This window comes from Geobacillus vulcani PSS1 (genome assembly GCF_000733845.1).
Lineage (GTDB): Bacteria > Bacillota > Bacilli > Bacillales > Anoxybacillaceae > Geobacillus > Geobacillus vulcani.
The window spans coordinates 705,001-729,067 of the sequence record NZ_JPOI01000001.1 but is presented as its reverse complement, the minus strand read 5'-3'; the positions used below and the strand labels follow the sequence as shown (position 1 = coordinate 729,067).

Annotated in this window: 23 protein-coding genes and 7 tRNA genes (1 of these 30 cut by a window edge); 27 read left to right on the top strand and 3 right to left on the bottom strand. The window is 52.3% G+C overall.

Annotated elements, in window-relative coordinates; all coding sequences use genetic code 11:
• The first annotated feature begins 11 nt into the window (after positions 1–11).
• The 6 genes from N685_RS0103965 (at position 12) to N685_RS0103935 (ending at position 6,358) form a co-directional block, all read left to right on the top strand.
• Entirely contained in the window at positions 12–1,847 is a 1,836-nt protein-coding gene (locus N685_RS0103965; protein WP_031406069.1) for an APC family permease, read from the top strand.
• 106 nt (positions 1,848–1,953) lie between these two features.
• Positions 1,954–2,592: a sporulation membrane protein YtaF gene (ytaF, locus tag N685_RS0103960; protein WP_031406067.1), complete on the top strand. Its 639-nt coding sequence runs from the start codon at positions 1,954–1,956 to the stop codon at positions 2,590–2,592.
• Between the two features lie 63 nt (positions 2,593–2,655).
• A complete protein-coding gene (locus tag N685_RS0103955) occupies positions 2,656–3,639 on the top strand; it encodes a sporulation protein (RefSeq protein WP_031406065.1) in 984 nt (327 codons plus the stop codon).
• A 132-nt stretch (positions 3,640–3,771) separates the two neighbouring features.
• The gene (locus N685_RS0103945) at positions 3,772–4,275 is read left to right on the top strand and encodes a spore coat protein (protein WP_031406063.1); all 504 of its coding nucleotides are present in this window, start codon (positions 3,772–3,774) and stop codon (positions 4,273–4,275) included.
• A gap of 150 nt (positions 4,276–4,425) precedes the next feature.
• Positions 4,426–5,349 carry an ROK family protein gene (locus N685_RS0103940; RefSeq protein WP_031406061.1) on the top strand — a complete coding sequence of 308 codons (924 nt, stop codon included), beginning with the start codon at positions 4,426–4,428 and terminating at the stop codon, positions 5,347–5,349.
• Between the two features lie 187 nt (positions 5,350–5,536).
• On the top strand, positions 5,537–6,358 hold the full coding sequence (locus N685_RS0103935) for an undecaprenyl-diphosphate phosphatase (protein ID WP_031406059.1): 822 nt from the start codon (positions 5,537–5,539) through the stop codon (positions 6,356–6,358).
• 323 nt (positions 6,359–6,681) lie between these two features.
• Here N685_RS0103935 and N685_RS0103930 read toward each other — a convergent pair whose 3' ends face one another.
• Entirely contained in the window at positions 6,682–7,758 is a 1,077-nt protein-coding gene (locus tag N685_RS0103930; protein ID WP_031406058.1) for an undecaprenyldiphospho-muramoylpentapeptide beta-N-acetylglucosaminyltransferase, read from the bottom strand.
• Between the two features lie 254 nt (positions 7,759–8,012).
• Here N685_RS0103930 and N685_RS0103925 point away from each other — a divergent pair, with 254 nt between their 5' ends.
• The 7 genes from N685_RS0103925 (at position 8,013) to N685_RS0103895 (ending at position 15,494) form a co-directional block, all read left to right on the top strand.
• Positions 8,013–8,741, top strand: a complete 729-nt coding sequence (locus N685_RS0103925) for a polysaccharide deacetylase family protein (RefSeq protein WP_031406056.1) — start codon at positions 8,013–8,015, stop codon at positions 8,739–8,741.
• A gap of 10 nt (positions 8,742–8,751) precedes the next feature.
• Positions 8,752–9,348: a DedA family protein gene (locus tag N685_RS0103920; protein WP_031406054.1), complete on the top strand. Its 597-nt coding sequence runs from the start codon at positions 8,752–8,754 to the stop codon at positions 9,346–9,348.
• 12 nt (positions 9,349–9,360) lie between these two features.
• Positions 9,361–10,503 (top strand): MGDG synthase family glycosyltransferase, encoded by a 1,143-nt coding sequence (locus N685_RS0103915; protein ID WP_031406053.1) that lies wholly within the window; start codon positions 9,361–9,363, stop codon positions 10,501–10,503.
• Between the two features lie 245 nt (positions 10,504–10,748).
• Positions 10,749–11,852 (top strand): D-alanine--D-alanine ligase, encoded by a 1,104-nt coding sequence (locus N685_RS0103910; protein ID WP_031406051.1) that lies wholly within the window; start codon positions 10,749–10,751, stop codon positions 11,850–11,852.
• Positions 11,853–11,858: 6 nt separating this feature from the next.
• Complete coding sequence (locus N685_RS0103905; RefSeq protein WP_031406049.1) at positions 11,859–13,235, top strand: UDP-N-acetylmuramoyl-tripeptide--D-alanyl-D-alanine ligase; 1,377 nt, start codon at positions 11,859–11,861, stop codon at positions 13,233–13,235.
• Positions 13,236–13,307: 72 nt separating this feature from the next.
• Complete coding sequence (locus N685_RS0103900; RefSeq protein ID WP_031406046.1) at positions 13,308–14,030, top strand: alpha/beta hydrolase; 723 nt, start codon at positions 13,308–13,310, stop codon at positions 14,028–14,030.
• 99 nt (positions 14,031–14,129) lie between these two features.
• Positions 14,130–15,494, top strand: coding sequence for a DEAD/DEAH box helicase (locus N685_RS0103895; protein WP_407059691.1), 1,365 nt, complete (start codon positions 14,130–14,132; stop codon positions 15,492–15,494).
• An 11-nt stretch (positions 15,495–15,505) separates the two neighbouring features.
• Here N685_RS0103895 and N685_RS0103890 read toward each other — a convergent pair whose 3' ends face one another.
• Positions 15,506–16,123, bottom strand: a complete 618-nt coding sequence (locus N685_RS0103890) for a rhomboid family intramembrane serine protease (protein WP_031406043.1) — start codon at positions 16,121–16,123, stop codon at positions 15,506–15,508.
• A 117-nt stretch (positions 16,124–16,240) separates the two neighbouring features.
• Between N685_RS0103890 and acpS the strand changes: the two genes are divergently transcribed.
• From acpS to N685_RS0103860, 6 genes are all read left to right on the top strand, one after another.
• Positions 16,241–16,636 carry a holo-ACP synthase gene (gene acpS, locus N685_RS0103885; RefSeq protein ID WP_031406041.1) on the top strand — a complete coding sequence of 132 codons (396 nt, stop codon included), beginning with the start codon at positions 16,241–16,243 and terminating at the stop codon, positions 16,634–16,636.
• 79 nt (positions 16,637–16,715) lie between these two features.
• On the top strand, positions 16,716–17,729 hold the full coding sequence (locus N685_RS0103880) for a LolA family protein (protein WP_031406039.1): 1,014 nt from the start codon (positions 16,716–16,718) through the stop codon (positions 17,727–17,729).
• A gap of 249 nt (positions 17,730–17,978) precedes the next feature.
• A complete protein-coding gene (alr, locus tag N685_RS0103875) occupies positions 17,979–19,133 on the top strand; it encodes an alanine racemase (protein ID WP_031406037.1) in 1,155 nt (384 codons plus the stop codon).
• A 125-nt stretch (positions 19,134–19,258) separates the two neighbouring features.
• Entirely contained in the window at positions 19,259–19,540 is a 282-nt protein-coding gene (locus N685_RS0103870) for a CopG family ribbon-helix-helix protein (protein WP_013144044.1), read from the top strand.
• Positions 19,541–19,544: 4 nt separating this feature from the next.
• Entirely contained in the window at positions 19,545–19,895 is a 351-nt protein-coding gene (ndoA, locus tag N685_RS0103865; RefSeq protein ID WP_003253417.1) for a type II toxin-antitoxin system endoribonuclease NdoA, read from the top strand.
• A gap of 265 nt (positions 19,896–20,160) precedes the next feature.
• A complete protein-coding gene (locus N685_RS0103860) occupies positions 20,161–22,326 on the top strand; it encodes a Tex family protein (protein WP_031406028.1) in 2,166 nt (721 codons plus the stop codon).
• Positions 22,327–22,344: 18 nt separating this feature from the next.
• Here the strand turns inward: N685_RS0103860 and cmpA are convergent, their stop codons facing one another.
• Positions 22,345–22,458 carry a cortex morphogenetic protein CmpA gene (gene cmpA / locus N685_RS19480; RefSeq protein ID WP_013144046.1) on the bottom strand — a complete coding sequence of 38 codons (114 nt, stop codon included), beginning with the start codon at positions 22,456–22,458 and terminating at the stop codon, positions 22,345–22,347.
• A gap of 91 nt (positions 22,459–22,549) precedes the next feature.
• Between cmpA and N685_RS0103855 the strand changes: the two genes are divergently transcribed.
• The 8 genes from N685_RS0103855 to N685_RS0103820 form a co-directional block, all read left to right on the top strand.
• Positions 22,550–23,002, top strand: coding sequence for a SprT family protein (locus N685_RS0103855; protein WP_031406025.1), 453 nt, complete (start codon positions 22,550–22,552; stop codon positions 23,000–23,002).
• Between the two features lie 300 nt (positions 23,003–23,302).
• Positions 23,303–23,377 (top strand) — tRNA-Asn (locus N685_RS0103850).
• A 7-nt stretch (positions 23,378–23,384) separates the two neighbouring features.
• Positions 23,385–23,477, top strand: a tRNA-Ser gene (locus N685_RS0103845).
• Between the two features lie 19 nt (positions 23,478–23,496).
• A tRNA-Glu gene (locus tag N685_RS0103840) sits at positions 23,497–23,568 on the top strand.
• Positions 23,569–23,601: 33 nt separating this feature from the next.
• Positions 23,602–23,677 (top strand) — tRNA-Asp (locus tag N685_RS0103835).
• Positions 23,678–23,691: 14 nt separating this feature from the next.
• Positions 23,692–23,766 (top strand) — tRNA-Gln (locus tag N685_RS0103830).
• Positions 23,767–23,961: 195 nt separating this feature from the next.
• Positions 23,962–24,037, top strand: a tRNA-Lys gene (locus N685_RS0103825).
• A 4-nt stretch (positions 24,038–24,041) separates the two neighbouring features.
• A tRNA-Leu gene (locus tag N685_RS0103820) sits at positions 24,042–24,067 on the top strand; it runs 56 nt beyond the window's last position.

The following is a 24,067-nucleotide window of genomic DNA, read 5'->3' as shown; positions in this document are numbered from 1 at the left end:
GGAACGGAAGCATGGCTTCACTGAAACGATTGTTGATCGGAAAACCGATGGAGACCAAAAGGCTAAAGCATGAAAAATTGCCCAAATGGAAGGCGTTGGCGGTGTTTTCTTCCGATGCCCTGTCATCGGTGGCCTACGCGACAGAAGAGATTTTGCTTGTGCTTGCATTATTAGGGACAAGCGTCTTTTTCTACTCGCTGCCGATCGCTGTGGCGATTTTAGTCTTGCTCTTATTAGTGACCTTGTCGTATCGGCAAATCATTTACGCGTTTCCGTCTGGAGGCGGGGCGTATGTGGTCGCCCGAGACCATTTGGGGACGAAAATCAGTTTAGTGGCCGGGGCGGCGCTGATGATCGATTATATCTTGACTGTCGCTGTCAGCATCAGTTCTGGCGTCGCCGCGCTGACATCCGCGTTTCCAGGGTTGCTGCCATGGAAAGTAGAATTTGCTGTCACTCTTGTCTTGCTTTTGATGGTGCTCAATTTGCGTGGCATTACGGAGTCCGCGACGGTTTTCGCCTACCCGACGTATGTGTTCATTGGCTTCGTTCTTGTGATGATCGCTGTCGGCGGGTGGCAGTTATGGCAGGAAGGATGGCATGGGTTTACGATGCATGAGCATGCGTCAACCGTTCACATGTTTGCCTCTGGGTACAGCTTGTTTATTTTGTTGCGTGCCTTTTCGTCAGGATGTTCGGCGATGACAGGTGTCGAAGCCATTAGCAACGGCGTGCCGGCGTTCCGGCCGGACAGCTCAAAAAACGCCGCCATTACCATGGGATGGATGTCCTTGCTGCTAGGCACGATGTTTTTAGGCATCACCGTGTTGGCGGCTGGGTTTGGCGTTACTCCGGCTGAACATCAAACCGTCATTTCGCAAATCGGACGCCATGTATTTGGGAATGGTCTTTTGTTTTACTTGTTTCAGCTGGCGACGATGGTCATTTTGGTGCTCGCGGCCAATACGAGTTTTGCCGGGTTTCCGCAGCTGACGTCAATTATGGCGAAGGACGGTTTTTTGCCGAGAAGCTTGGCGGCCCGGGGCGATCGCCTCGTATTTTCCAATGGCATCATTTTATTGAGCGTGCTGGCGATCGTATTGATCATCGTGTTTCATGCAGAAACTCATTCGCTCATCCCGCTTTACGCGGTCGGCGTCTTTCTTTCCTTTACCATCGGCCAGAGCGGGCTGATTAAAAAATTATGGAATCGGGAAGAAGGACGGAAGATTGGCGTGCTGTTTACCGTTGGAACGGGAGCGGTTGTCACCGGAATCGTCACCCTTGTCACGATGGTCGCTAAATTTACGCAAGGAGCGTGGATCGTCATTGTGGCGATTCCGCTGTTCGTCTGGATGTTCATGCGAATTCATGAACATTACAAAAAGCTTGGCGAGCAGCTGCGGTTGGACGAACGGGAGTGGCAACAGCGCGAAAAAATGTGGAAGCCAAAAGTCATTATTCCCATTTCCGGCGTCAGCAAAGTAGTTGCGCAATCCGTCCAGTACGCTCGCAGCATTTCCGATGACATTACGGCGGTGTCGATTATTTTTGACGAAAAAGACGAACAAAAGCTGCGGCAAAAGTGGGAGAAGTTTTATCCGGACATTCCGTTGGAAGTCATCTATTCGCCATATCGAACCATTTTGTCGCCCTTGCTAGAATACATCACGAAAGCGGAAAAAGAAGCAGACCGCGCGCCGGTGACGGTGCTCTTGCCTCAATTTATCGTAAAAAAATGGTGGCATACATTTTTGCATAACCAAACCGCCATCATCTTGCGCTTTTTCTTGATCATGAAAAAAGATGTGGTCATTGCGACGCTGCCGTATCATTTGCGAGAATAATTGTCGAGAAAAGGGGAAACATTTCCCCGGAAATCGATGCGTGTCGAATGGCAAAAAAGTCCCCTCTCCGTACGAAATTGCATATCGTACGGCAGGGGGGATTCCTATGTGGTTATGGGTGTCCATGATTTTGCTCGCTTTCAGCGTGAGCATGGACAGCTTGAGCGTAGGCATTACGTATGGAATGGGTGGTGTCCGTTTTTCCTTTTTTTCGTTGGCGCTTATCGCATGCATGTCTGGAATGATGGTGTTTGCGTCCATGAACATCGGCCGTCTGTTGGCGCTTGTTTTGCCGTTGCAAGTCGAGCGAGGGCTTGCTTCGGTCATTCTCATGGCGCTTGGCGGTTGGGCGATTTATAACGTCTATAAACCAAAGGGAGACGGAAGTGAGTTTTCTATGGAGTCTGATGAAGCAGGGGAGGCTAATCGATTCAGCGGCGCTGTTCAAGTATTGAAACGCCCCGAACTTGGCGATCTTGATCGTTCAGGCACGATTAGCCAAAAAGAAGCGTTGTTGATCGGGATCGCTTTGTCGATGGATTCATTTGGCGCCGGGATCAGTTCGTCGCTCTTGCATTTTCCGCCGCTTTCGTTTGCCCTGTTGGTTGGCGTGTTTACTCTCATGTTCATCCGAGTCGGCTTATCGTTGGGGTATATGGTGTCGAAAACGGGGATCATGAAAAAAGCGACAATGCTGCCTGGGGTTGTGTTGATCGTCTTGGGGTTGATCAAATTATTTCGGTGACACCATTTTGGCAGCTTGTTCGTAATTCAAGTGTGAAATAGGATGAAAAAGGAGAGAGGTCCGATGTGGAAAAAGTTTTTATCGAAACTCGGCATTGGCGCTGCAAAAGTGGATCTCGTGCTGCATCGCCCGCATGTGCGCCTTGGCGAAACATTGGAAGGGGAATTTTTGCTGGAAGGTGGTTCAGTCGCTCAACAAATCCGAAAATTGGACGTTCTGTTGCAATTGGACGTACACGCGGAAGGCAAGGGATATCGCCGAACCGCGGCGGTGATTCCGGTCGCTTCCTCGTTTACGATTCAACCCGGTGAACGGAAAGTGCTCCCGTTTTCGTATACACTGCCGCTCCATTTGCCGATCAGCCGTCCCACGGTCCGTTATACGTTCGTCACTCGGCTCGATATTGCCGATGGGGTGGATGCGTATGACCAAGACGCTATTCACATTTTGCCACCGACGGCCTTGGAGCAAGTGTTTTCCGCTCTGGCGGCCCTGGGATTTCGGGAGAAAGCGACATCCGGAAGCATTACGCCGCATGGCCAGGAATTTTCGTTCTTTCCGACGAGCGAATTTCAAGGGATCGTCCAAGAAGTCGAGTTTTTTGCCCTCGTCGAGGAAGAAGGGGTGCGTTTGTATATGGAGGTGGACGTCCGCCACGGCTTTGGCGGGGAACGCGAAATGAAACGGGAGCTGTTGATCACTTACGAACAGCTTCGCGATTCGGTGACGGCAGCCCATCTGCTTCGAGAAGCCATCGAAGAGGCGGTGCAGGCGGCTGGGACGTTTGGTCAGCTGAACGGGCATCCGTTGGCAACGCCACATTCGCCTGTTTATAGCCATCCAGTTGGCCATTATTCACCCATCCATCATTCGCACCATGGTGGACACGGGTGGGCTGGTGCCATTGGCGGATTTGCCGCCGGGATGCTGGCGGGAATGGTGGCAGAAGAGCTGCTTGACGATGTCGTCGACGATGTCGCTGATGGGTTGGACGTCGATGATTGGTTTGATGGCGGCGATGGGTTTGATGGGGGAGATTGGCTGTAATGATGATATGGAAGGCGCTTCGCATTTCGCGAAGCGCTTTTTTTGCTGATGCGGATGTCTTGTACAACGGTGACCGTTTCTTCCTAGCAGGAATATACAGTAAATGGAAAAATAAAACGAGGAGGAAACAAAATGAATGATACGTACGGCCATCGCCATTTGGCTTGGCACGAAACGTTGGAGCTGCATGAACTGATCGCTTTTCAAGCCAATGGATTGATGAAAATGAAAAAGACGATTGGGAAAGTCGATTGTCCGGAGTTGAAAAAATTGTACGTTGAGACGATTCAAGGATTGGAAACGAATTTGCGCGAACTTCTCGCCTTCATTCCGGCGGCACCTATAATGGGAGAAAACCGCGACCATGATGATGGCGACCGCGCCTTGCACGCCGGCGACTTGCTTGGCTTTTCCAAAACAGCCGTGCGCAATTATGCTGCTGCCATTACGGAAACAGCGACACCCGTTTTGCGCAAAACATTTGTTAGACACTTGTTGAAGGCGATTGAAACGCATGAAAAAGCGTTCAACTACATGTATGAACGCGGCCACTATTCGGCATACGACCTTGCCCAGCTTCTTCACAACGACGTCCGCAACGCGCAAAAAGCGTTGTCGATGGGATATGAACGATAATAGAAACGAGCCGCTCCCGCCAAGTGGAGCGGCCTCTTTATTGCGGCAGGGAGGAGCGGATGGACCAGCGGCGAATACATAAAAAATGGAGAAACAGCCAAGCCTAATGAAGCTGGACGGGAGAAAGGATAAAAGGAGGAGGCGTCATCGGTGTCCTACTACATCGTTTTTGATATTGGTGGTACGTATGTGAAACATGCTGTCATGAACGAGCACGGCGACTTTTTAGAAAAGGGGCGTTACCGTTCGGAGCGGCATGACTTTCATCAGTTTCGCGATGACTTGCTTAACGTCATTCGCCAAGCGCAGGTAAACTATCCACTTTCCGGCATCGCGATCAGTTCCGCAGGAAGCGTGGACAGCGAAAGCGGCGTCATCGGTGGAAGCAGCGCCTTGCCTTGCATTCACGGTCCCAACTTTAAAGAAGTATTCGGCGGGGCGACGGGCCTGCCGGTAGAACTGGAAAATGACGCGAACTGCGCAGCACTTGGTGAATTATGGAAAGGAGCGGGGCGGCACTGTCGCGACATCGCCTTTGTCATTGTCGGCACCGGCATCGGAGGGGCGATCGTGAAAGACGGGCGCATCCATAAAGGGGCGCATTTGCACGGCGGGGAATTTGGCTATATGTTGATGGATGTCCGCTATGAGAACGGAAGGATCGAATGCAAAACATGGAGCGAACTGGCGGCGACAAGTGCTCTGATCCGGATGGCGGCTGAGGAAAGAGGGGAGGCGGAAAGGGAGTTGGATGGTGAAAAAGTATTTGCGTTGGCTGAGAGCGGCGATGAAGCCGCGCAAAAGGCGATCGATCGATTTTACTTCTCCTTAGCACAAGGCATTTTTAATTTGCAATATGCGTACGATCCGGAGAAGATCATTGTCGGCGGGGGGATTAGCAGCCGCCCCGATTTCGTCGACGAAATCAACAAGCGGCTTTCGGTGATATTGTCGCTCGTTCCAATTGCCAAAGTCCAGCCGGTGGTGGAGACGTGCCAGTTCAAAAACGACGCGAACTTGCTCGGCGCTTTGTATCATTACCTACAACGGCGTGGAGAGCAAGGGAAAAGGTAATCCATCTCGTTCCGCTGAATGATGACGGGCATCCTCTTCAACATAACGCCACACCCAAAACGTGAGAGTAGTAGAAACGAATGATTTGTAGTACAATAGAGCAGGTGCGGCCCAAAGCGGAGTATTATTTCGTCCGCTTGGTCCATATGTATACAGAGGACGATCCTGCGCAGAAAGGATGGAACGAATGCACTGGATAGAATTGTGGAAGGCCGTCATTTTGGGAATGGTCGAAGGGTTGACCGAGTTCGCCCCTGTTTCCTCCACTGGTCATATGATTATTGTTGACGATCTTTGGCTGAAATCCACCGAGTTTTTAGGCAAGTACGCGGCGAATACATTTAAAGTCGTCATTCAGCTCGGCTCGATTTTGGCCGCTGTGGTCGTGTTCAAAGACCGATTTCTTGATTTGCTTGGTTTTCGCGGCCGCCATCCGGGCGGACATCCGCGGCTGACGCTCATTCACGTCATCATTGGCCTGCTCCCGGCCGGGGTGCTCGGCGTGTTGTTTGAAGATTATATTGATGAACATTTGTTCTCAACCAAAACGGTGCTCATCGGTCTTGTGCTCGGTGCGCTGTTAATGATTGTCGCTGATACATTTGCGAAAAAAGCCGCGCGGGCGCAGACGGTCGACCAAATGACATACAAACAGGCGTTTCTCGTCGGCTTAGTGCAATGTTTATCCTTATGGCCCGGCTTTTCCCGTTCCGGTTCGACGATCGCCGGCGGGGTACTCGTCGGCATGAGCCATCGCGCCGCCGCCGATTTCACGTTCATTATGGCCGTTCCGATCATGGCTGGGGCGAGCGGGCTGTCGCTGTTGAAAAACTGGCAATACGTCACGGCCGCCGATATTCCGTTTTTCATCGCTGGTTTTTTGAGCGCCTTCGTCTTTGCCTTGCTTGCGATCCGCTTTTTCCTGCAGCTCATCAACCGCATCCGCCTCGTGCCGTTTGCGGTGTATCGGATTGTGTTGGCCGTTGTCATTTCTGTCTTATACTTCTAGCCGCGCCGTCTGGCGGATTTGTTCCGTCGGACGGTTTTCCTTTGGCCGGTGGAGGATGGGGGCAAATGAGAATATAGATGGTTTCCGCATTGAACGCTCTTCCACCTACGCGAACGCTTAAACGTGGAGGGTGGACAAACGATTGTGCTGACGAGCCATCAGTGGGATCATATCGACATCCTGTGCGACCATGTGTTTCGGATATCAACCGTTGCCGGCTTGGGTCGGTGCAAAGAAGAAAAGGCTCATTATGGGGGAATGAAAATAAAACGAGGCGATGCCGAAAAACGGCCACGGTTGGCCGCATGGGGCATCGCCTGTTTTTACAAGCGGGCGGTGTCTTGAATGATGGAAAGCAGCGTTTGCAATGGATCGCTTGCACCGGCTTTCTCCATGTTTTTTCGGTAGCGGTCTTTGTTTTCATATAGGCGGCGAATGGCGGCTTGGAGCGATTCGTTTGTCAGATCTTCTTCCATCAGCACTTCCGCATAGCCCGCGTTTTCAAACGAGCGGGCGTTTAGGATTTGGTCGCCGCGGCTTGCCGCTTTCGAGAGCGGGATGAGCAACATCGGTTTGCGCAAGGCGAGCAGTTCGAAAATGGCGTTCGCCCCGGCGCGGGAGACGACGATGTCGGCTAAGGCCAATAGGTGGGGCAGCTCTTCGTTGACGTATTCGAACTGTTTGTATCCTTTTTGGCCTGCAAGGCTTGTGTCGATGTTCCCTTTGCCGCAAATGTGGATGATGTCAAATTCGGCAAGAAGCGTCGATAAATTGGCGCGCAAGGCGTCGTTGATTTTTTTTGAGCCTAAGCTGCCGCCCATCGCCAGCAAGACCGGTTTGTTTCTGTCGTCGAACTGGCATATCCTTCTTCCTTGTTCGGCGCTTCCGTGTTTCAGCTCTTCGCGGACGACGGCGCCGACGTAGACGGCTTTATCGACGTTGACGTATTGCTTCGTTTCGGGAAAGGTAAGGCAGATTTTTGTCGCAAACGGCATGGCGATTTTATTTGCAAGCCCCGGGGTGAAGTCAGATTCATGGATCACCGACGGTACGCCGTTCAGCCAAGCGCCGAGAATGACGGGAACGGAGACGAAGCCACCTTTTGAGAAGACGACGTCCGGTTTTTCTTTTTGGATCAGGCGGTACGCTTGCCAAACGCCTTTCAGCACGTTGAATGGATCTTTAAAGTTTTTCCAGTCAAAATAGCGGCGCAGTTTTCCGGTCGAAACCGAATAGTACGGCACGCCGTCGATGCGGCCGATAATCTCCCGTTCAATCCCTTCATGGGAGCCGATATAGACGATATCCCATCCAAGCTCTTTCAATTTCGGGATGAGAGCGACGTTGACCATCACGTGGCCGGCTGTGCCGCCGCCGGTTAAGATGATTTTTTTTCGCAATGCGGATCACCTGTCTTTTTTAATCGCATGTGTATCGTTTATGTATTATAGCAGATTCCACTTCGCTTTGGGAGGAAACCAAGCGATGGCGCTATTCGTATAAGAAGACTGGACGGTCTATGCGAAATTTTTATGATTTTCTTTTCGATTTCTCATTCGAACATCTACATCATGATGATATCTAATAGAAAAGTTCATTTTTCTATTTTCAGAGAGAAGAAATACTGGTAAAGTACAATCAAGAGGTGAATGCCATGTGGGCTTGGCTGTTCATTTGTTTCATTGTGGGAATTTCCATTTATGGGATTGTGCCTACGATTATCATTCGCAAAAAGCAGGTGCGTTTGTTTCGGGAGGGAACGGCATCCGATTGTCTGGCGCTGACGTTTGATGACGGCCCCGACCCGTATTATACGCCAAAGTTGCTTGATTTATTAAAGAAATATGGCGTGAAGGCCACATTTTTTGTTGTGGGGCGAAAAGTGGAGCGCCATCCGGAGATCGTGCGGCGAATGGTGGAAGAAGGGCACGAAGTCGGCATCCATAATTACCGTCATATCAGCAACTGGTTGCTTCCGCCGCTTTGGCTCGATTGGGGGGTGCGCCGTGCGGCCGCAGCCATTGAGCGGGCGACAGGAAAACGGCCGGTGTATTACCGCCCACCGTGGGGCCATTTTAATGCTTGGACGCCGATCGTGCAAAAACGGTATACGACGGTGTTATGGTCGCATATTCTTGGCGATTGGAACGAAAAAATTGGTACAATGGAGTTGTTCCGACGCTTGCGTTCAGCCATACGCGGCGGGGCGGTGATTGTGCTTCATGATAACGGGGATGCGTTAGGGGCTGACAAACGCGCGCCAGAGCAAATGTTGTCAGCGCTTGAGCTGCTGTTTAAGGATGAAGCAGCGAAAAAGATGCGCTGGGTGACGATTACGGAACTAAGAAATGTGCAAACTAATACACAAATCTCGGCGATGTAGTGGGGGAGCTATGGATACAAGCGTATGGTTGCCGTATGTCCAGTCATACGGGTATGTGATGCTGTTTTTATTTTTGTTTTGCGGCATTGTCGGCATTCCGGCGCCAGAGGAAAGCTTGCTCTTTTTTGTCGGCGTCATGGTCGCGAAGGAGCAGCTGCTGCTTGGACCGACGCTCGTTTCATGTTGGGGAGGGGCGATGGCCGGCATGGTGACGGCATACGGCGCTGGCCGGTGGTGGGGGGCGCCGTTTTTGCAAAAGTACGGCAAATATGTTGGGATTACGGGCGAACGGTGGGAGCGGGCGCGGAGCTGGTTTGGACGCTATGGCAAATGGGGGATTTTGTTCGGTTGCTATGCTCCGGGGGTACGGCAAATTTGCCCGTATATGGCGGGAGTGAGCCGGTTTCCGTTCGGGCCGTTTCTGTTGCTTTCGGCGCTTGGAACGGCAGGTTGGGCAGTTCCGTTGACCGCGGCGGGGCTTTGGCTCGGCCAGCGTATCCATATCCCTCTGATTTCTTTTCCGCTTGCCGGTTTGGCGTTGTTTTTGCTGTTTTTGTTGGCGGCATGGGTCGGGCAGCGGAGGCGCAAAAAATCTTTCGAAAGCTAAAGGGTGCGATCGATGATGAAAGTGTTGTTTTTGCCGCTGTTTCAAATGAATACGGGACACCATAAAGTGGCTGATACGTTGATCGATTTCTTGCACCGCCAGTTTCCAGCGGTCGAAAGCCAAAAGATTGATTTTTTGAGCTACTGCAATGAACGGATGGAAAAAATGGTGTCAGAGGCCTATTTGCGCTGGATTCGCTCGCATCCTGCTTCGTATCACCGCGTGTACAAAACGCTGATGTATCAAGATCCGCCCCGTTTTGAGTTCATTTCGTTTGAGCCATGGCTTCCTTATTTTGAAAGCAAAATGAAAAAGATGGTGGAAGAAGAACAGCCGGATTTAATCGTCTGCACTCATTCGTTTCCGTCGCGCATTTTGCAGCGGCTGAAGCGGAAGCGGGTGCTGACGGTTCCAGTTGTCAATGTCTACACCGACTTTTTTATGAACAGCATTTGGGGGAAACGGTTGATTGACTATCATTTTGTTCCCCATCAAGAGGCGAAATGGGAGCTGATTACGAAATACGGGGTTGACAAAGGACGCATCATCGTCACCGGCATTCCCGTTCATGACGCATTCATGAATCGCCAAGAAGCACGGCGCAGGCCGCAGCCCATCCATGTGCTTGTCGCCGGCGGAAACCAAGGGCTCGGCAATATGATGGCGTTTTTGCGGGCGGCTCGTACGTCAACGTTGTTCCGCTATTCGGTGCTGTGCGGCGCTAATCGCCAGCTGTACGAGGAAATCGCCAGCTGGCAGCTGCCCCATATTCGGCCTCTTCCATACATTGATGACCCGGAAGAGATGAATCGGCTGTATGAAGAGGCGGATGCTGTTATTACGAAACCAGGCGGGGTGACGGTCAGCGAGCTGCTTCATAAACGCATCCCGATTTTTACCATCGATTGCCTGCCCGGGCAGGAGCGCATCAATTTGCAATATTTGCAGCGAAACGGCCTCATTTATCATTTGGTCCGGCCAGAAAACGGTGAGCAGCACATGCTTCGCTTGTTGATGGATGATGTGGAGAAAAACCGGTTTTTCCGCCGTGTGTCCGATTACTTTGCCGGCATCGAAAAAACAGGGCAAGAAGCGCTTGCCGAAGTGGTGGCGGCCATGCCGCAGCGCATGGCTTGGCGCGTGTTGCGTCCGTAGTGAGAGGAGGTGTCCCAAAAGGATCGGGGCACCTTTTCTTACTCCTGTATGTACGTATAAAACAACTGTTGGAAAACGATATGTTGTGCTTTGGGACGAACTACGTTTTAAGACAGCCTCATTTTTGTGCCTTGTCGTTTATGTGGGTGGCGAAACAACCTCTATCGTACATATAAAATATCAGACCGTTGGGCGCGAAACGTGTTACAATAGGAACGATGGCCAAGGAAAGAGGAGGAACGATAATGAAAACAAGAGTTGGCGTGTTATACGGCGGCAAATCGCCGGAACATCAAGTATCGCTGTCGACAGCGATGGCGGTGATGAACGCCATTGATCCTCATAAATTCGATGTCATTCCGATTTACATTACACCAGAAGGACAATGGATCAAGGGGAAACAGCTGACGGGACCGGTCGAGGAGATCAAGCAGCTGCAATTCACTTCGGCGGCGACTGCTTTGATTCCGGTTTCCTTGAACCAAGTTCCAGCTGCTGACTCGGCTGTGGAAGGAAGTGAGGAAACGATCGACGTCATTTTCCCGCTTTTGCATGGGCCGAACGGCGAAGACGGAACCGTGCAAGGGTTGCTAGAGATGTTGAACATTCCGTATGTCGGCAACGGGGTGCTTGCCTCGGCGGTCGGGATGGATAAAGTCATGATGAAAAACTTGTTTGCCCAGGCTGGGTTGCGCCAGGCGAAATATATTGCCGTGACGAAGTATGACTGGCAAAAAAGCGGTGAAGCGATGTATGACCGGATCGAACGAGAGCTTGGCTACCCATGCTTTGTCAAGCCAGCCAATGCCGGCTCGAGCGTCGGCATTTCCAAATGCAAACAGCGGGGTGATTTAAAAGCCGCATTTATCGAGGCCTTTCAGTATGACCGGAAAATTATTATTGAAGAGGCGATCGTCGGCCGCGAAATTGAAATCGGCGTGATCGGCAATGACGAGCCGATTTGTTCGGTCGTTGGCGAAATTGTGCCCAAAAAGGAATTTTACGATTATGAAGCAAAATACGAAGACGGTCAAACCGAATTGATCATCCCAGCCGACGTCACGAAAGAACAGTATGAGACGATCAAACAAATGGCTCTTACGGCGTTTCGGACGCTGGATTTGTCTGGACTTGCGCGCGTCGATTTTTTCCTCGCCAAAGATGGCGCCGTTTATATCAACGAAGTGAACACGATGCCAGGCTTTACGCCATACAGCATGTTCCCGCTCCTTTGGCAGCACAGCGGTGTGCCGTACCCCGAGCTGATCGAGCGGCTCATCGCGCTCGCATTGGAACGGCACCAAGAAAAGCAGACGATCACGTACACGTTCAAAAAGGAAACGAGGTGAGAGCCGATGATCAAACGGACAGTGCGGCAAATCGCCGAAATGGCTGACGGGCGGTGCCTAAAGCCGGAATGGGAGAATATGGCCGTCAGTGGTGTGTCAACCGACACAAGGACGATCCAAGCTGGCAACTTGTACGTTCCGTTGCGCGGTGCGACCTTTAACGGCCACGATTTCGTCCAAGAAGCGGCGCAAAAAGGAGCCGCCGCCGTACTTTGGGCGGCAAGAGAAGGAACGCCGCCGGAAGGCGTGCCCGTGATCGTTGTAGATGACACGCTTTTGGCGCTGCAGCGGCTCGCCGCCCGCTATCGCGAGCAGCTTGGATTGAAGGTGGTCGGCGTCACTGGCAGCAACGGCAAAACGACGACAAAAGATATGATCGCTGCGCTGCTGGCGACCCACTATCGAGTGCAAAAGACCGAAGGAAACTTGAACAATCACATCGGCGTGCCGCTGACGCTCCTTGCGCTTGACGAAGGGACGGAGATGGCGGTTGTCGAAATGGGGATGAGCGGGTTTGGCGAAATCGAGCGGCTGACGATGATCGCCCGTCCGGATGCAGCGGTCATCACGAATATTGGAGAAGCACACTTGCAGGAGCTCGGGTCGCGGGAAGGCATCGCCAAGGCGAAGTTGGAAATTTTGGCGGGTTTGCATCATGATGGGCTATTCGTCTACCACGGCGATGAGCCGCTTTTGACGGAGCGTGTGCCGAAGCTGCCTCTTCCCCGCCATGTCGTGACGTTCGGGGCGGACGAACAAAACGATTACTATCCGACCGATGTGCGCATTGAAGCGGGAGGAACATCGTTTGTCGTCAATGCGCTTCCCGGCCGGACGTTGTTTATGCCGGTATTAGGCAAACATCATGTATACAACGCGCTCGCCGCCATTGCGGTCGCCCGCTTTTTCGGCATCGATTGGGAAGACATCGACGCGGCTCTCTCCCGCCTGCAAGTGACGCGCATGCGTACGGAAGTCGTCAAGACGAAATATGGCTTTACCGTGATTAATGACGCCTACAATGCCAGCCCGACATCGATGCGCGCTGCCTTGATGCTCCTTCAAGAATTGAGCGGCTATCGGCAAAAAATCGCCGTATTGGGCGATATGCTGGAGCTTGGTGACGAAGAAGTGGCGTTTCATCGAGAGATTGGGGAGATGTTGCGGCCGGGAATGGTGGACTATGTGTTCACTTACGGGCCGCTGGCACACCATATCGCCGCAGCGGCTGCCCCATTTTTTGATGATTGGCGGGTGAGGGAGTTCGACGATAAAGCAGCGTTGGCCGAGGCCGTGCGTTCCATCGCGACTTCGGATGACATTGTTTTATTGAAAGCATCGCGCGGCATGAAATTGGAAGAGCTGCTTCGATATTGGGGGTAACATCAAGCAACCCGAGGAAAACGAAAAGCGGCGTCACAGGCGCCGCTTTTCATTCGGACGGGGGTGGAAATGATGATCGGCTGTTTATGTATTCACGGGTTTACGGGAAGTCCAGAAGAAGTGACGCCGCTGGCCAATTATTTGCGGGAGCGGACCGATTGGCTGATCGAAACGCCGACCTTGCCGGGCCACGGAAGCGAACTGCGGTTGAAAGGAATTACATACGACCAATGGATCGCGGCGGCGGAACAAGCGTTTTTAGCGCTCCATCACCGTTGCAGTGTGGTGCATGTCATTGGGTTTTCAATGGGTGGAGTGATCGCCGTCTACTTGGCGGAAAAATACCCGGTCGCCAAGCTTGTGTTGTTGAGTGCGGCGTTTTATTATGTGAACCCAAGGCAATTATGGCGCGACATCCGTGAGATGTTTGCCAACGGATGGAAAGGGGCGCGGGAACACCCGCTGTTTCTCCGCTATCGAAACAAAATGATGGCGACCCCGTTTTCAGCTGTCAGGGAGTTTCGCAAACTCGTGCGCGCTGTGCGTCCCCGACTTCCGTGCGTCACGGCGCCTGCGCTCATTGTGCAAGGAGAAAAAGATGGGATTGTGCCGCTAAAAAGCGCCTATTATTTATATGAGCAGATTGGATCGGCGGAAAAAAAGTTATTGTTTTTGCCCAATTCGTTCCATCATGTTTGTCATAGCATCGATCGGCATGTTCTGTTTGCTGAGGTGGAAACATTTTTGCGCGGCGCCTGCGCTCAACATTGCAAATCGCCGCATAACATGGTATGATAACTGTCAAACCTTTCCCACGAATACAGGGACGATTTTTTATAAGGAGTTTGAATAACATTGACGACATTTCAAGAATTAGGATTAAGCCAAGAAGTGATGAAAGCGATCGAGCGGATGGGGTTTGAAGAGACGACCCCGATTCAAGCGAAGACGATTCCGCTCAGCCTGCAAAATAAAGATGTCATCGGCCAAGCGCAAACCGGAACGGGGAAAACGGCGGCGTTCGGCATTCCGATCGTAGAAAAAGTGGATGTGAAAAACGGCGCCATTCAGGCGCTTGTGGTCGCGCCGACGCGCGAGCTCGCCATTCAAGTATCAGAAGAGCTGTACAAAATCGGCGCCGTCAAGCGGGTGCGCGTCTTGCCGATTTACGGCGGTCAAGATATCGAGCGGCAAATCCGCGCTTTGAAAAAACATCCGCATGTGATCGTCGGCACGCCGGGCCGCATTATCGACCATATCAACCGTAGGACGCTCCGCCTTGACCATGTGCATACGGTTGTGCTCGATGAGGCGGATGAAATGCTCAATATGGGCTTTATCGAGGATATTGAGGCGATTTTAAGCCATGTGCCGGCCGAACGCCAAACGCTTCTCTTTTCGGCGACGATGCCGGATCCGATCCGCCGGATCGCCGAGCGGTTCATGAATGAACCAGAGCTTGTCAAGGTCAAGGCAAAGGAAATGACCGTGCCGAACATCCAACAATACTATTTGGAAGTGCATGAGAAAAAGAAATTTGACATTTTGACGCGGCTTCTTGATATTCAGGCGCCAGAGCTCGCGATCGTGTTCGGCCGCACGAAGCGGCGCGTCGATGAGCTGGCGGAGGCGCTCAACTTGCGCGGTTATGCAGCGGAAGGCATTCACGGCGACTTAAGCCAGGCGAAGCGGCTGTCGGTGCTGCGCAAGTTTAAGGAAGGAACGATTGAAATTTTAGTGGCGACGGATGTTGCGGCGCGCGGTTTGGATATTTCCGGTGTGACGCACGTGTACAACTTTGATATTCCGCAGGACCCGGAAAGCTATGTCCACCGAATTGGGCGCACCGGGCGGGCCGGCAAGACCGGGGTGGCGATGACGTTTGTCACCCCAAGGGAGATCGGCCAGCTTCACCACATTGAGCGGACGACAAAGCGCAAAATGGAGCGGATGAAGCCGCCGACGCTTGATGAGGCGCTCGAAGGCCAGCAGCGCATCGCCATCGAAAAGCTCCTTAACGTCGTGGAAACCGAAAACTTGTCGTTTTACAAACGGGCGGCGGAAGAACTGCTTGAGGAGCATGATTCGGTGACGATTGTGGCTGCCTGCTTGAAAATGTTAACGCGCGAGCCGGATACAACGCCGGTGCAACTGACGGAAGAGCCGCCTTTAGCGGTAAAACGGGAGAAGAAGCGAGGCGGTCGCCCGGATGGTTCCGGCCGCAGCCGGACGAAAAGACGGCGGGTTACGGCGCATTAAGCGCCGTTTTTTCATGGCCGAACTGCGAAAAACGACGGCCGCTTTGGGTGGATCGGCAAAAACGGGGCAAGCAAGCCGCCGACGGCGAAGCCAAATAGATGGGCCAATACATTCCCGTTTGGTTCCATCACCCCAAGCAGCAAATGAGCCGCCATGACCGAAAGCAGCAGCTGAGCATAGCGGGGGGCGACTAAGTCGCGACGGAACAAAGCGAGATAGCTGTACATGCCAAACAAGGCGAAAATGGCCCCTGATGCCCCGACATGGGTGTATAGCGGCGGCAGAAGAAAGACGGTGGCGACATTGGCACCGACGCCGCCTCCGATATACAGAAACAAAAATTTTCCTTTCCCAAGTGCGCGCTCCAACCAGGGGCCAAGCAGCCATAAGGACAAACTGTTGGCGGCCATATGGTGAAAATCGCGATGCAGCACGAGCGGGCTGACAAGCCTCCAGTATTCTCCATGGCGAATGGCGCCGTTCGTCCCAACGGCGTATTGCCAAACGGGCTCGAGCACAGTGAAGGGAAGCGAAAACAACAGCCATACCAGAATGTGAATGAACAACAAGGTGGCGACGACAGGAGAACGGCGGATCAATGAGCGGACATCGCTTGCATGTTGAAGCACGGCTCGGTCTCCCTTCTTGGCGGAAGTGGAACGTTGTTTATATAAGCCATCTTATGCCCAACAACGATAAAAAATTTGTCCAGCTGTCAGGACAGACGGAAGATAGGTGAGAAAATCGTGATCGTCGGCATCGGCATTGACATTATCGAGCTGGGACGGGTCCGTTCTCTTCTGGAACGGAGTAAAAAATTTCCAGATCGGATTTTGACACCGCGGGAGAAGAGGCAGTTCGATCAGCTGCCGCCCACAAGGCAGGCAGAGTTTCTCGCCGGACGATTTGCGGCTAAAGAAGCGTACGCCAAAGCGCTCGGAACGGGGATCGGGGGGCATCTATCGTTTCAAGACATCGAGATCGTTTCCGATGCGAGCGGGAAACCAAGCGTGGTCGTCCGCTGCGGCAGCGAGGGCGATATCGTGCATCTATCCATTTCCCATAGCCGCGATTACGCCGTCGCCCAAGTCATCATTGAACGCCTTGGACCGCTGACGCCGACCGATGCTTGCCATAGCTAGTCTGCATATTCCCGAATGTTGTCTCATATATTGTAGTGCATGGGAAGAAATCGATATATGAGGCAAAGGGGTTGAAGCGATGGGCAGAAACGTGCTGATGGCGTTGGTCGGCATCATTTTTCTATTTGCTTTGGCTGGCTGCGGGTCGAAATCGCAGGAAGAGGTGCTGAAGGCGCTTGATGAAAAGATGGATGAGATGACGGGTTATCAGGCCGAGGCGAAAATGACGTTCCGCACCGGTGAGAAGCCGCAAGTGTATCATGTTGAAGTGTGGCACAAGCAGCCGTCCTACTACCGCGTCAGCTTGAAAAACGCCGACAAAAGGCAAAGCCAAATGATTTTGCGCAATGACGAAGGGGTGTTCGTCTTCACGCCGGCGCTCAACAAAACTTTCAAGTTTGTGAGCGACTGGCCGAAAAACAGCAGTCAAGCGTACTTGTATGAATCGCTTGTGAAAGATATTTTGAGCGATTCGAAGGCGAAGTTTAAGGCGACTGACGACTACTATGTGTTTGAGACGAAAACAAACTATCCGAACAATGAGGTCGTTCCGACCCAAGAGATTACACTGCGCAAAAAAGATTTGGCGCCCGTTTCGGTCAAAGTGATGGATACGGACCGGAAAGCGCTGTTGACGGTCGAATTTTCCAATGTGGAGTTTAACAAAAAGTTTGACGATGATGCGTTTGATACAAAGAAAAACATGACTGGCGCCCGCCTTGAGGTGCCGACGATGGCGGAAGGAAAAGAGCAGGCGATGGCCGTCATGTACCCGAGCCAGCTCCCGAAAGGGGTTCAGGCGCTTGAGGAAAAAGAAGTGAAAGGTGAAAACGGCACGCGCGTCATTATGACATTCGGCGGCAAAAAATCGTTTACGCTTGTGCAGGAAAAAGCGAACGTGCTTCCGGCGACAAGCATGCCGGTGCTTGTCAACGGCGATCCAGTGGATTTAGGGTTTACAATCGGCGCCCTTACCGACCGAACGTTGACATGGTGGTACAATGGGGCGGAGTTTACGCTCGCCTCGGACGATTTGACGCCGGAAGAAATGGTGATGGTCGCCAGCTCAGTGCAAGAGAAAGCGGCAAAATGACAGTGCGGTTTTGGAAACAGGCGGTTCTCCGCGTTGAAGCGGAGAACCGCGTTTTATTTTGTCGCTGCGGATAGAAAGACGGGTGAGACAGGAGGAATGTCATCGTTGTCCAGCGTTTTCCGACGTTTTTCTTGTTTTTCCGCTGCTCATCCTATTCCGTCTTCGTCGGGAACATGGTAAACTAAAAAAGGAATCCAATCGATTCAAGCGCTTTCAAACTGGCTATGATTAGAAAGGCAGCGAGAGAGGATGGACGAGTTTCACCGCGATACGTGGGCGGAAATTGATTTGGATGCCATTTATGACAACGTCGCGAATTTGCGCCGCTTTTTGCTGGAGGACACGCAAATCATGGCTGTTGTCAAGGCGAACGCCTACGGGCACGGCGATGCCCAAGTGGCGGCAACGGCGCTTGAAGCAGGCGCATCCCGCTTGGCCGTCGCCTTTTTGGACGAGGCGCTTGCCTTACGAAAAAAAGGCATCGATGCCCCGATTTTAGTGCTTGGGGCGTCTCGTCCCGAGGATGTGGCGTTGGCCGCCGAACACCGCATCGCCTTAACTGTGTTCCGCTCTGATTGGCTCGAGGAGGCGTCATCACTGTATAGCGGTTCGATCCCGATTCATTTCCATTTAAAGATGGACACGGGAATGGGACGGCTTGGGGTGAAAGACGAAGAGGAGACAAAGCGAATCACGGCCCTGATCGAACGCCATTCGTCTTTTGTGCTTGAAGGGGTGTATACGCATTTTGCGACCGCTGATGAAGTGAATACGGATTACTTTTCTTATCAATACGCCCGCTTTTTGCATATGCTTGATTGGCTGCCGTCGCGGCCCCCGCTCGTTCATTGCGCCAACAGCGCGGCGGCTCTTCGTTTTTCCGATCGAGCGTTCAACATGGTGCGCTTTGGCATTTCGATGTACGGGCTCGCCCCATCGCCGGACATCAAGCCGTTCCTCCCATACGAATTGAAAGAGGCGTTTTCGCTCCATAGCCGCCTCGTACACGTCAAAAAGCTGCAACCAGGCGAAAAGGTGAGCTACGGTGCGACGTACACTGCGCAGACGGAGGAGTGGATCGGCACGATTCCAATCGGTTATGCGGACGGCTGGCTGCGCCGCCTGCAGCACTTTCATGTGTTGGTTGGCGGACAGCGGGCGCCGATCGTCGGCCGTATCTGCATGGATCAATGCATGATCCGGCTGCCAGGGCCGCTGCCAGTCGGGACGAAGGTGACGTTGATCGGCCGCCAAGGGGACGAGGTCATTTCCATCGATGATGTCGCCCGCCATTTGGACACCATCAATTATGAAGTGCCGTGCACGATCAGCTACCGGGTGCCCCGTATTTTTTTCCGAAATAAGCGTATAATGGAAGTGAGAAACGCTGTTGGTCGCGGGTAAGCGATGAATAATCTGCTTCGGAAGACAAAGGATAGAAAATGGAGAAATGACTTTGCAGCGCCGTTGTTTAATGGTATCATGAAGTGGAAGCAATGAATGGCTGCAGTTCGTGGAGGTGTATCTTTGTGTCGGAATCTGGCGCAACAACGGAAATCGTCGTTCGTTTGCCGCAGTCGCTGCTGACAGAACTGGACGTGCTCGTCAAGCAAGAAAACGGCAACCGCAATGAACTCATTTATCAAGCGACGAAAATGTACATTCGCGAGCGGAAAAAACGGCAAATTCGCGAGGCGATGAGACGAGGCTACATGGAAATGGCGAAAATCAATTTATCTATCGCTTCTGAAGCGTTTCATGCTGAATACGAGGCCGACCACACCGTTGAACGCTTAGTTAGCGGGGGGTAATGCTTTGATTGTCAAACGTGGCGACGTGTATTTTGCGGACCTTTCCCCGGTTGTTGGCTCGGAGCAGGGCGGCGTGCGCCCCGTGTTGGTGATCCAAAACGACATCGGCAACCGTTTCAGCCCGACGGTGATCGTAGCGGCCATTACGGCACAAATTCAAAAGGCGAAGCTGCCGACGCATGTCGAGATTGACGCGAAACGCTATGGATTTGAACGCGATTCGGTCATTTTGCTTGAGCAAATCCGCACGATCGATAAGCAACGGCTGACCGATAAAATCACTCATTTGGACGATGAAATGATGGATAAAGTCGATGAGGCGCTGCAAATTAGCTTAGGACTGATCGACTTTTGATAGGAGCGAAAAAACCTTTGCGTTTAGCATAACAGTGAAAGGGAGAAAACGGTTTTCGGTTGCCAACGGGCGGCCGAGCGGATGGGGAAAGCGGCGTTGACGTGCGGCATCGGTCTTGATTATCGAGTGTTCACGCTGGTGAGATGGGCAGATCGGCTTTTCTGGAACGGTCTGTCCCTATTTTCATCTATGTATACTGTTTCACAAAGCAGCTGCGTATAGGTAGCGCTTTTTTTATGCCCAATATCATTAAGGAGGGAATCGCTTGGCTAACGAACAGAGGCTCATTGAGGTCATTGCCGCCGAGCAGCAGCTGGCAGCGAAGCAAGTCGAAAACGTCATTGCGCTCCATCGAGAAGGAAACACGATCCCGTTTATCGCCCGCTACCGAAAAGAAATGACTGGGGCGCTCGATGAAGTGCAAATTCGTGAAGTGCTTGAGAGATGGGAGTATTTGCAGCATTTGGAGCAGCGGAAAGAAGAAGTCATTCGATTGATTGACGAGCAAGGGAAGTTGACGGAAGAGTTAACGCAGGAGATTATGGCAGCCACGAAGCTCCAGCAAGTTGAGGATTTATACCGCCCATATCGGCAAAAGCGGCGCACGAAAGCAACAATCGCAAAAGAGAAAGGGCTTGAACCCCTTGCCGAATGGCTCCTTTCATGCCCATCGGCTCCAACTCCGGAACAACAAGCCGAGATGTTCGTCAACGAAGATAAAGGAGTCGCAACTGTTGAAGAGGCGCTTCAAGGAGCGAAAGATATCATTGCCGAAAAAGTGGCCGATGACGCCGCTCTGCGCCAATGGGTTCGCGACGAGACGCGGCGGAAAGGAACGATTGTTTCCACCGTTAAAGCGGCGGAAAAGGACGAGAAGAACGTATATGAAATGTACTATAATTACGAAGAGCCGCTTGTCAAAATCGTTCCGCACCGTGTGTTGGCGTTAAACCGCGGCGAAAAGGAAGAAGTGCTGCGCGTCTCGGTCAAGGCGCCGGTTGAGGACATCATTCGCTATTTACGGCGAAAAACAGTCGCTGATGAATCGTCTCCAGCCGCTCCCATCGTGGCGGAAGCAGTCGAGGAAGGGTATAAGCGGCTAATGGAACCTGCCATTGAACGCGACATCCGCAACGAGCTGACGGAAAAAGCGGAGGAGCGGGCCATCCATATTTTCGCTGAAAACTTGCGCAAACTGCTTCTCCAGCCGCCGCTCAAAGGAAAAACGGTGCTCGGCATTGACCCAGCCTATCGGACGGGATGCAAGCTCGCCGTTGTCGATGAAACAGGGAAGCTGCTTGCCATCGACGTTATATACCCACACCCGCCGCAAGAGCGAAAAGAAGAGGCCCGCGGGAAGCTCCTTCGCCTGCTCGATAACCATTGTGTTGACGTAATCGCCATTGGAAACGGTACTGCATCTCGGGAAACCGAACAGTTTGTCGCCGACACGCTGAGGCATGCGCCACGCGATATCTTTTATTTGATTGTCAATGAAGCAGGAGCGAGCGTCTACTCTGCTTCTGACCTTGCGCGCGCTGAGTTTCCCGACCTGCAAGTCGAAGAGCGGAGTGCCGTCTCGATCGCCCGCCGCGTTCAAGACCCGCTCGCCGAGCTTGTCAAGATCGATCCAAAATCGGTTGGCGTCGGCCAATACCAGCACGATGTGTCGCAAAAAAAGCTTGCTGAGTCGCTTCGTTTCGTCGTCGAGACGGTCGTCAATCAAGTCGGCGTCAACGTCAACACCGCCTCTGTTTCCCTGCTCCAGTACGTGTCTGGGCTCACGAAAACCGTTGCGGAAAACATTGTCAAGCGTCGTGAGGAACAAGGGAAGTTTCGCAGCCGCGAAGAGCTGAAAACGATTCCTCGGCTCGGAGCGAAAACGTACGAGCAGTGCATCGGTTTTTTGCGCATCATTGATGGTGATGAACCGCTCGACCGCACGCCGATTCACCCCGAGCGGTACGCGGAAGTGAAGCAACTGTTGCGCAAGTTAGGATTTACGACCGCCGCCATTGGCAGTGTTGAACTGCGCCAGGCGCTGCAAGCCATCGAGATCGAGACGGTGGCAGCCGAGCTCGGCATCGGGGAACTGACGTTGCGCGACATTATTGACGCACTGTGCCGCCCAGAGCGCGACCCACGTGATGAACTGCCGAAACCGATATTGCGAAAAGACGTTTTGAAGATGGAAGACTTAAGGCCAGGCATGGAGCTCGAAGGAACAGTGCGCAACGTCGTCGACTTCGGCGTCTTTGTTGACATTGGGGTGAAGCAGGACGGGCTCGTGCATATTTCCAAATTAAGCAAACAATACGTGCGCCATCCGCTCGATGTTGTTTCGGTCGGCGACGTCGTCAAGGTATGGGTCGAGCACGTCGATGTGGCGAGAGGGAGAATTTCGCTGTCGATGGTGCCGGCGGAAGGGTGAAATGGAGAAAGCACTGCCTTAGGAGCAGTGTTTTCTCCGATAAAAAAACCAACATTGGTTCAGCAGTTTAATTTGCTCGCGATTTTTCTCATAATAGGCTCGTCTCATCTGATTTTTGAGCCATGTAGGCAACTTGGTCACCTCCCTAACAACGGAAAGGTAGTATATAATGTATGTAGCTCTGCATTGTCCCGTGCTAAAAAGATAAGGAGAGAAAACTGCGATGGATCAAAAACAGCTGCAATGGCTTGTTGAACAAATCTCTATCCACTCATTCGGCAAACCGTTTCTCCATACCGCTTCCTTCAACCCGCGGCTGCGTGCTGTCGGAGGGCGATACATACTGCAAACCCACAACATCGAACTCAGCCAAAAACATTATGAGCTGTTCGGCGAAGAAGAGTTAATCGGCATCATCAAGCATGAGTTATGTCATTATCATTTACACCTTGAAGGGAAAGGCTACCGCCACCGCGACCGCGACTTCCGCGAGTTGCTGCAAAAAGTGGGGGCTCCTCGCTATTGTCGTCCGCTTGCCCGAAATGCAAAAGCGACGAAAACGATTTACACATACATTTGCACGTCATGCAGCCTCACCTACCGCCGCAAAAGGCGGATCAACATAGACCGTTATGTTTGCGGACGCTGCCGCGGTCGACTTACCCTAACAGTATAGAAGCAGGGGATCAACAACTTTTGCAAAAACGAGGTTGACAATTGAAGTGACTGTGTGCTAAATTATAAAAGCCGTCGCCAAATGGACAATGAGATAAGCAACAAAAAACATATTGACAAAAAGTAAACGGATCAATATAATAAACAATGTCGATTGTCAAACATCATTCCGCAATAGCTCAGCGACGAGCATGCGCATCATCGAATATACTTCGAGTTGTCCTGACGCATCAGACTTCCTTGGATATGCTTGTAGAGGAAGGGACAGGGCAAGTTTTGGGTGCAGTTTCTTCGTCATTATTCCGCAATAGCTCAGCGGTAGAGCAACCGGCTGTTAACCGGTAGGTCGTAGGTTCGAATCCTACTTGCGGAGCCATTTCTTTGGAGAAGTACCCAAGTGGCTGAAGGGGACGGTTTGCTAAACCGTTAGGTCGTGGCTTTACGGCGCGCGGGTTCAAATCCCGCCTTCTCCGCCACTCCGATGTGTGTATGCGTGGCCCGTTGGTCAAGTGGTTAAGACACCGCCCTTTCACGGCGGTAACACGGGTTCGAATCCCGTACGGGTCACTGATCACGCAGGGGAACACCCCTGCGCTTCGCGGTCCCGTAGTGTAGTGGTTAACATGCCTGCCTGTCACGCAGGAGATCGCGGGTTCGAGTCCCGTCGGGACCGCCATGCAATCAAATCGTTGGGCCATAGCCAAGCGGTAAGGCAACGGACTTTGACTCCGTGATGCGCTGGTTCGAATCCAGCTGGCCCAGCCATTTTTTATCTCTATACATACCCGCAAGCTTGCCAACTCGGCGGGAAAGAAAGTATTATGAGCCATTAGTTCAGTAACGAGCAATGCATCTTCGAGTTGACTGCGAGTTGCCTCGACGCACCAGGCTTCTTCGAAACAGCTGGTAGAGGAAGAGGCAGGTAGAACTCGTCAGTACTTAGAGTGTTATGATCACTATGAGCCATTAGCTCAGCAGGTAGAGCATCTGACTTTTAATCAGAGGGTCGGAGGTTCGAGTCCTCCATGGCTCACCATATAGCGGGTGTGGCGGAATTGGCAGACGC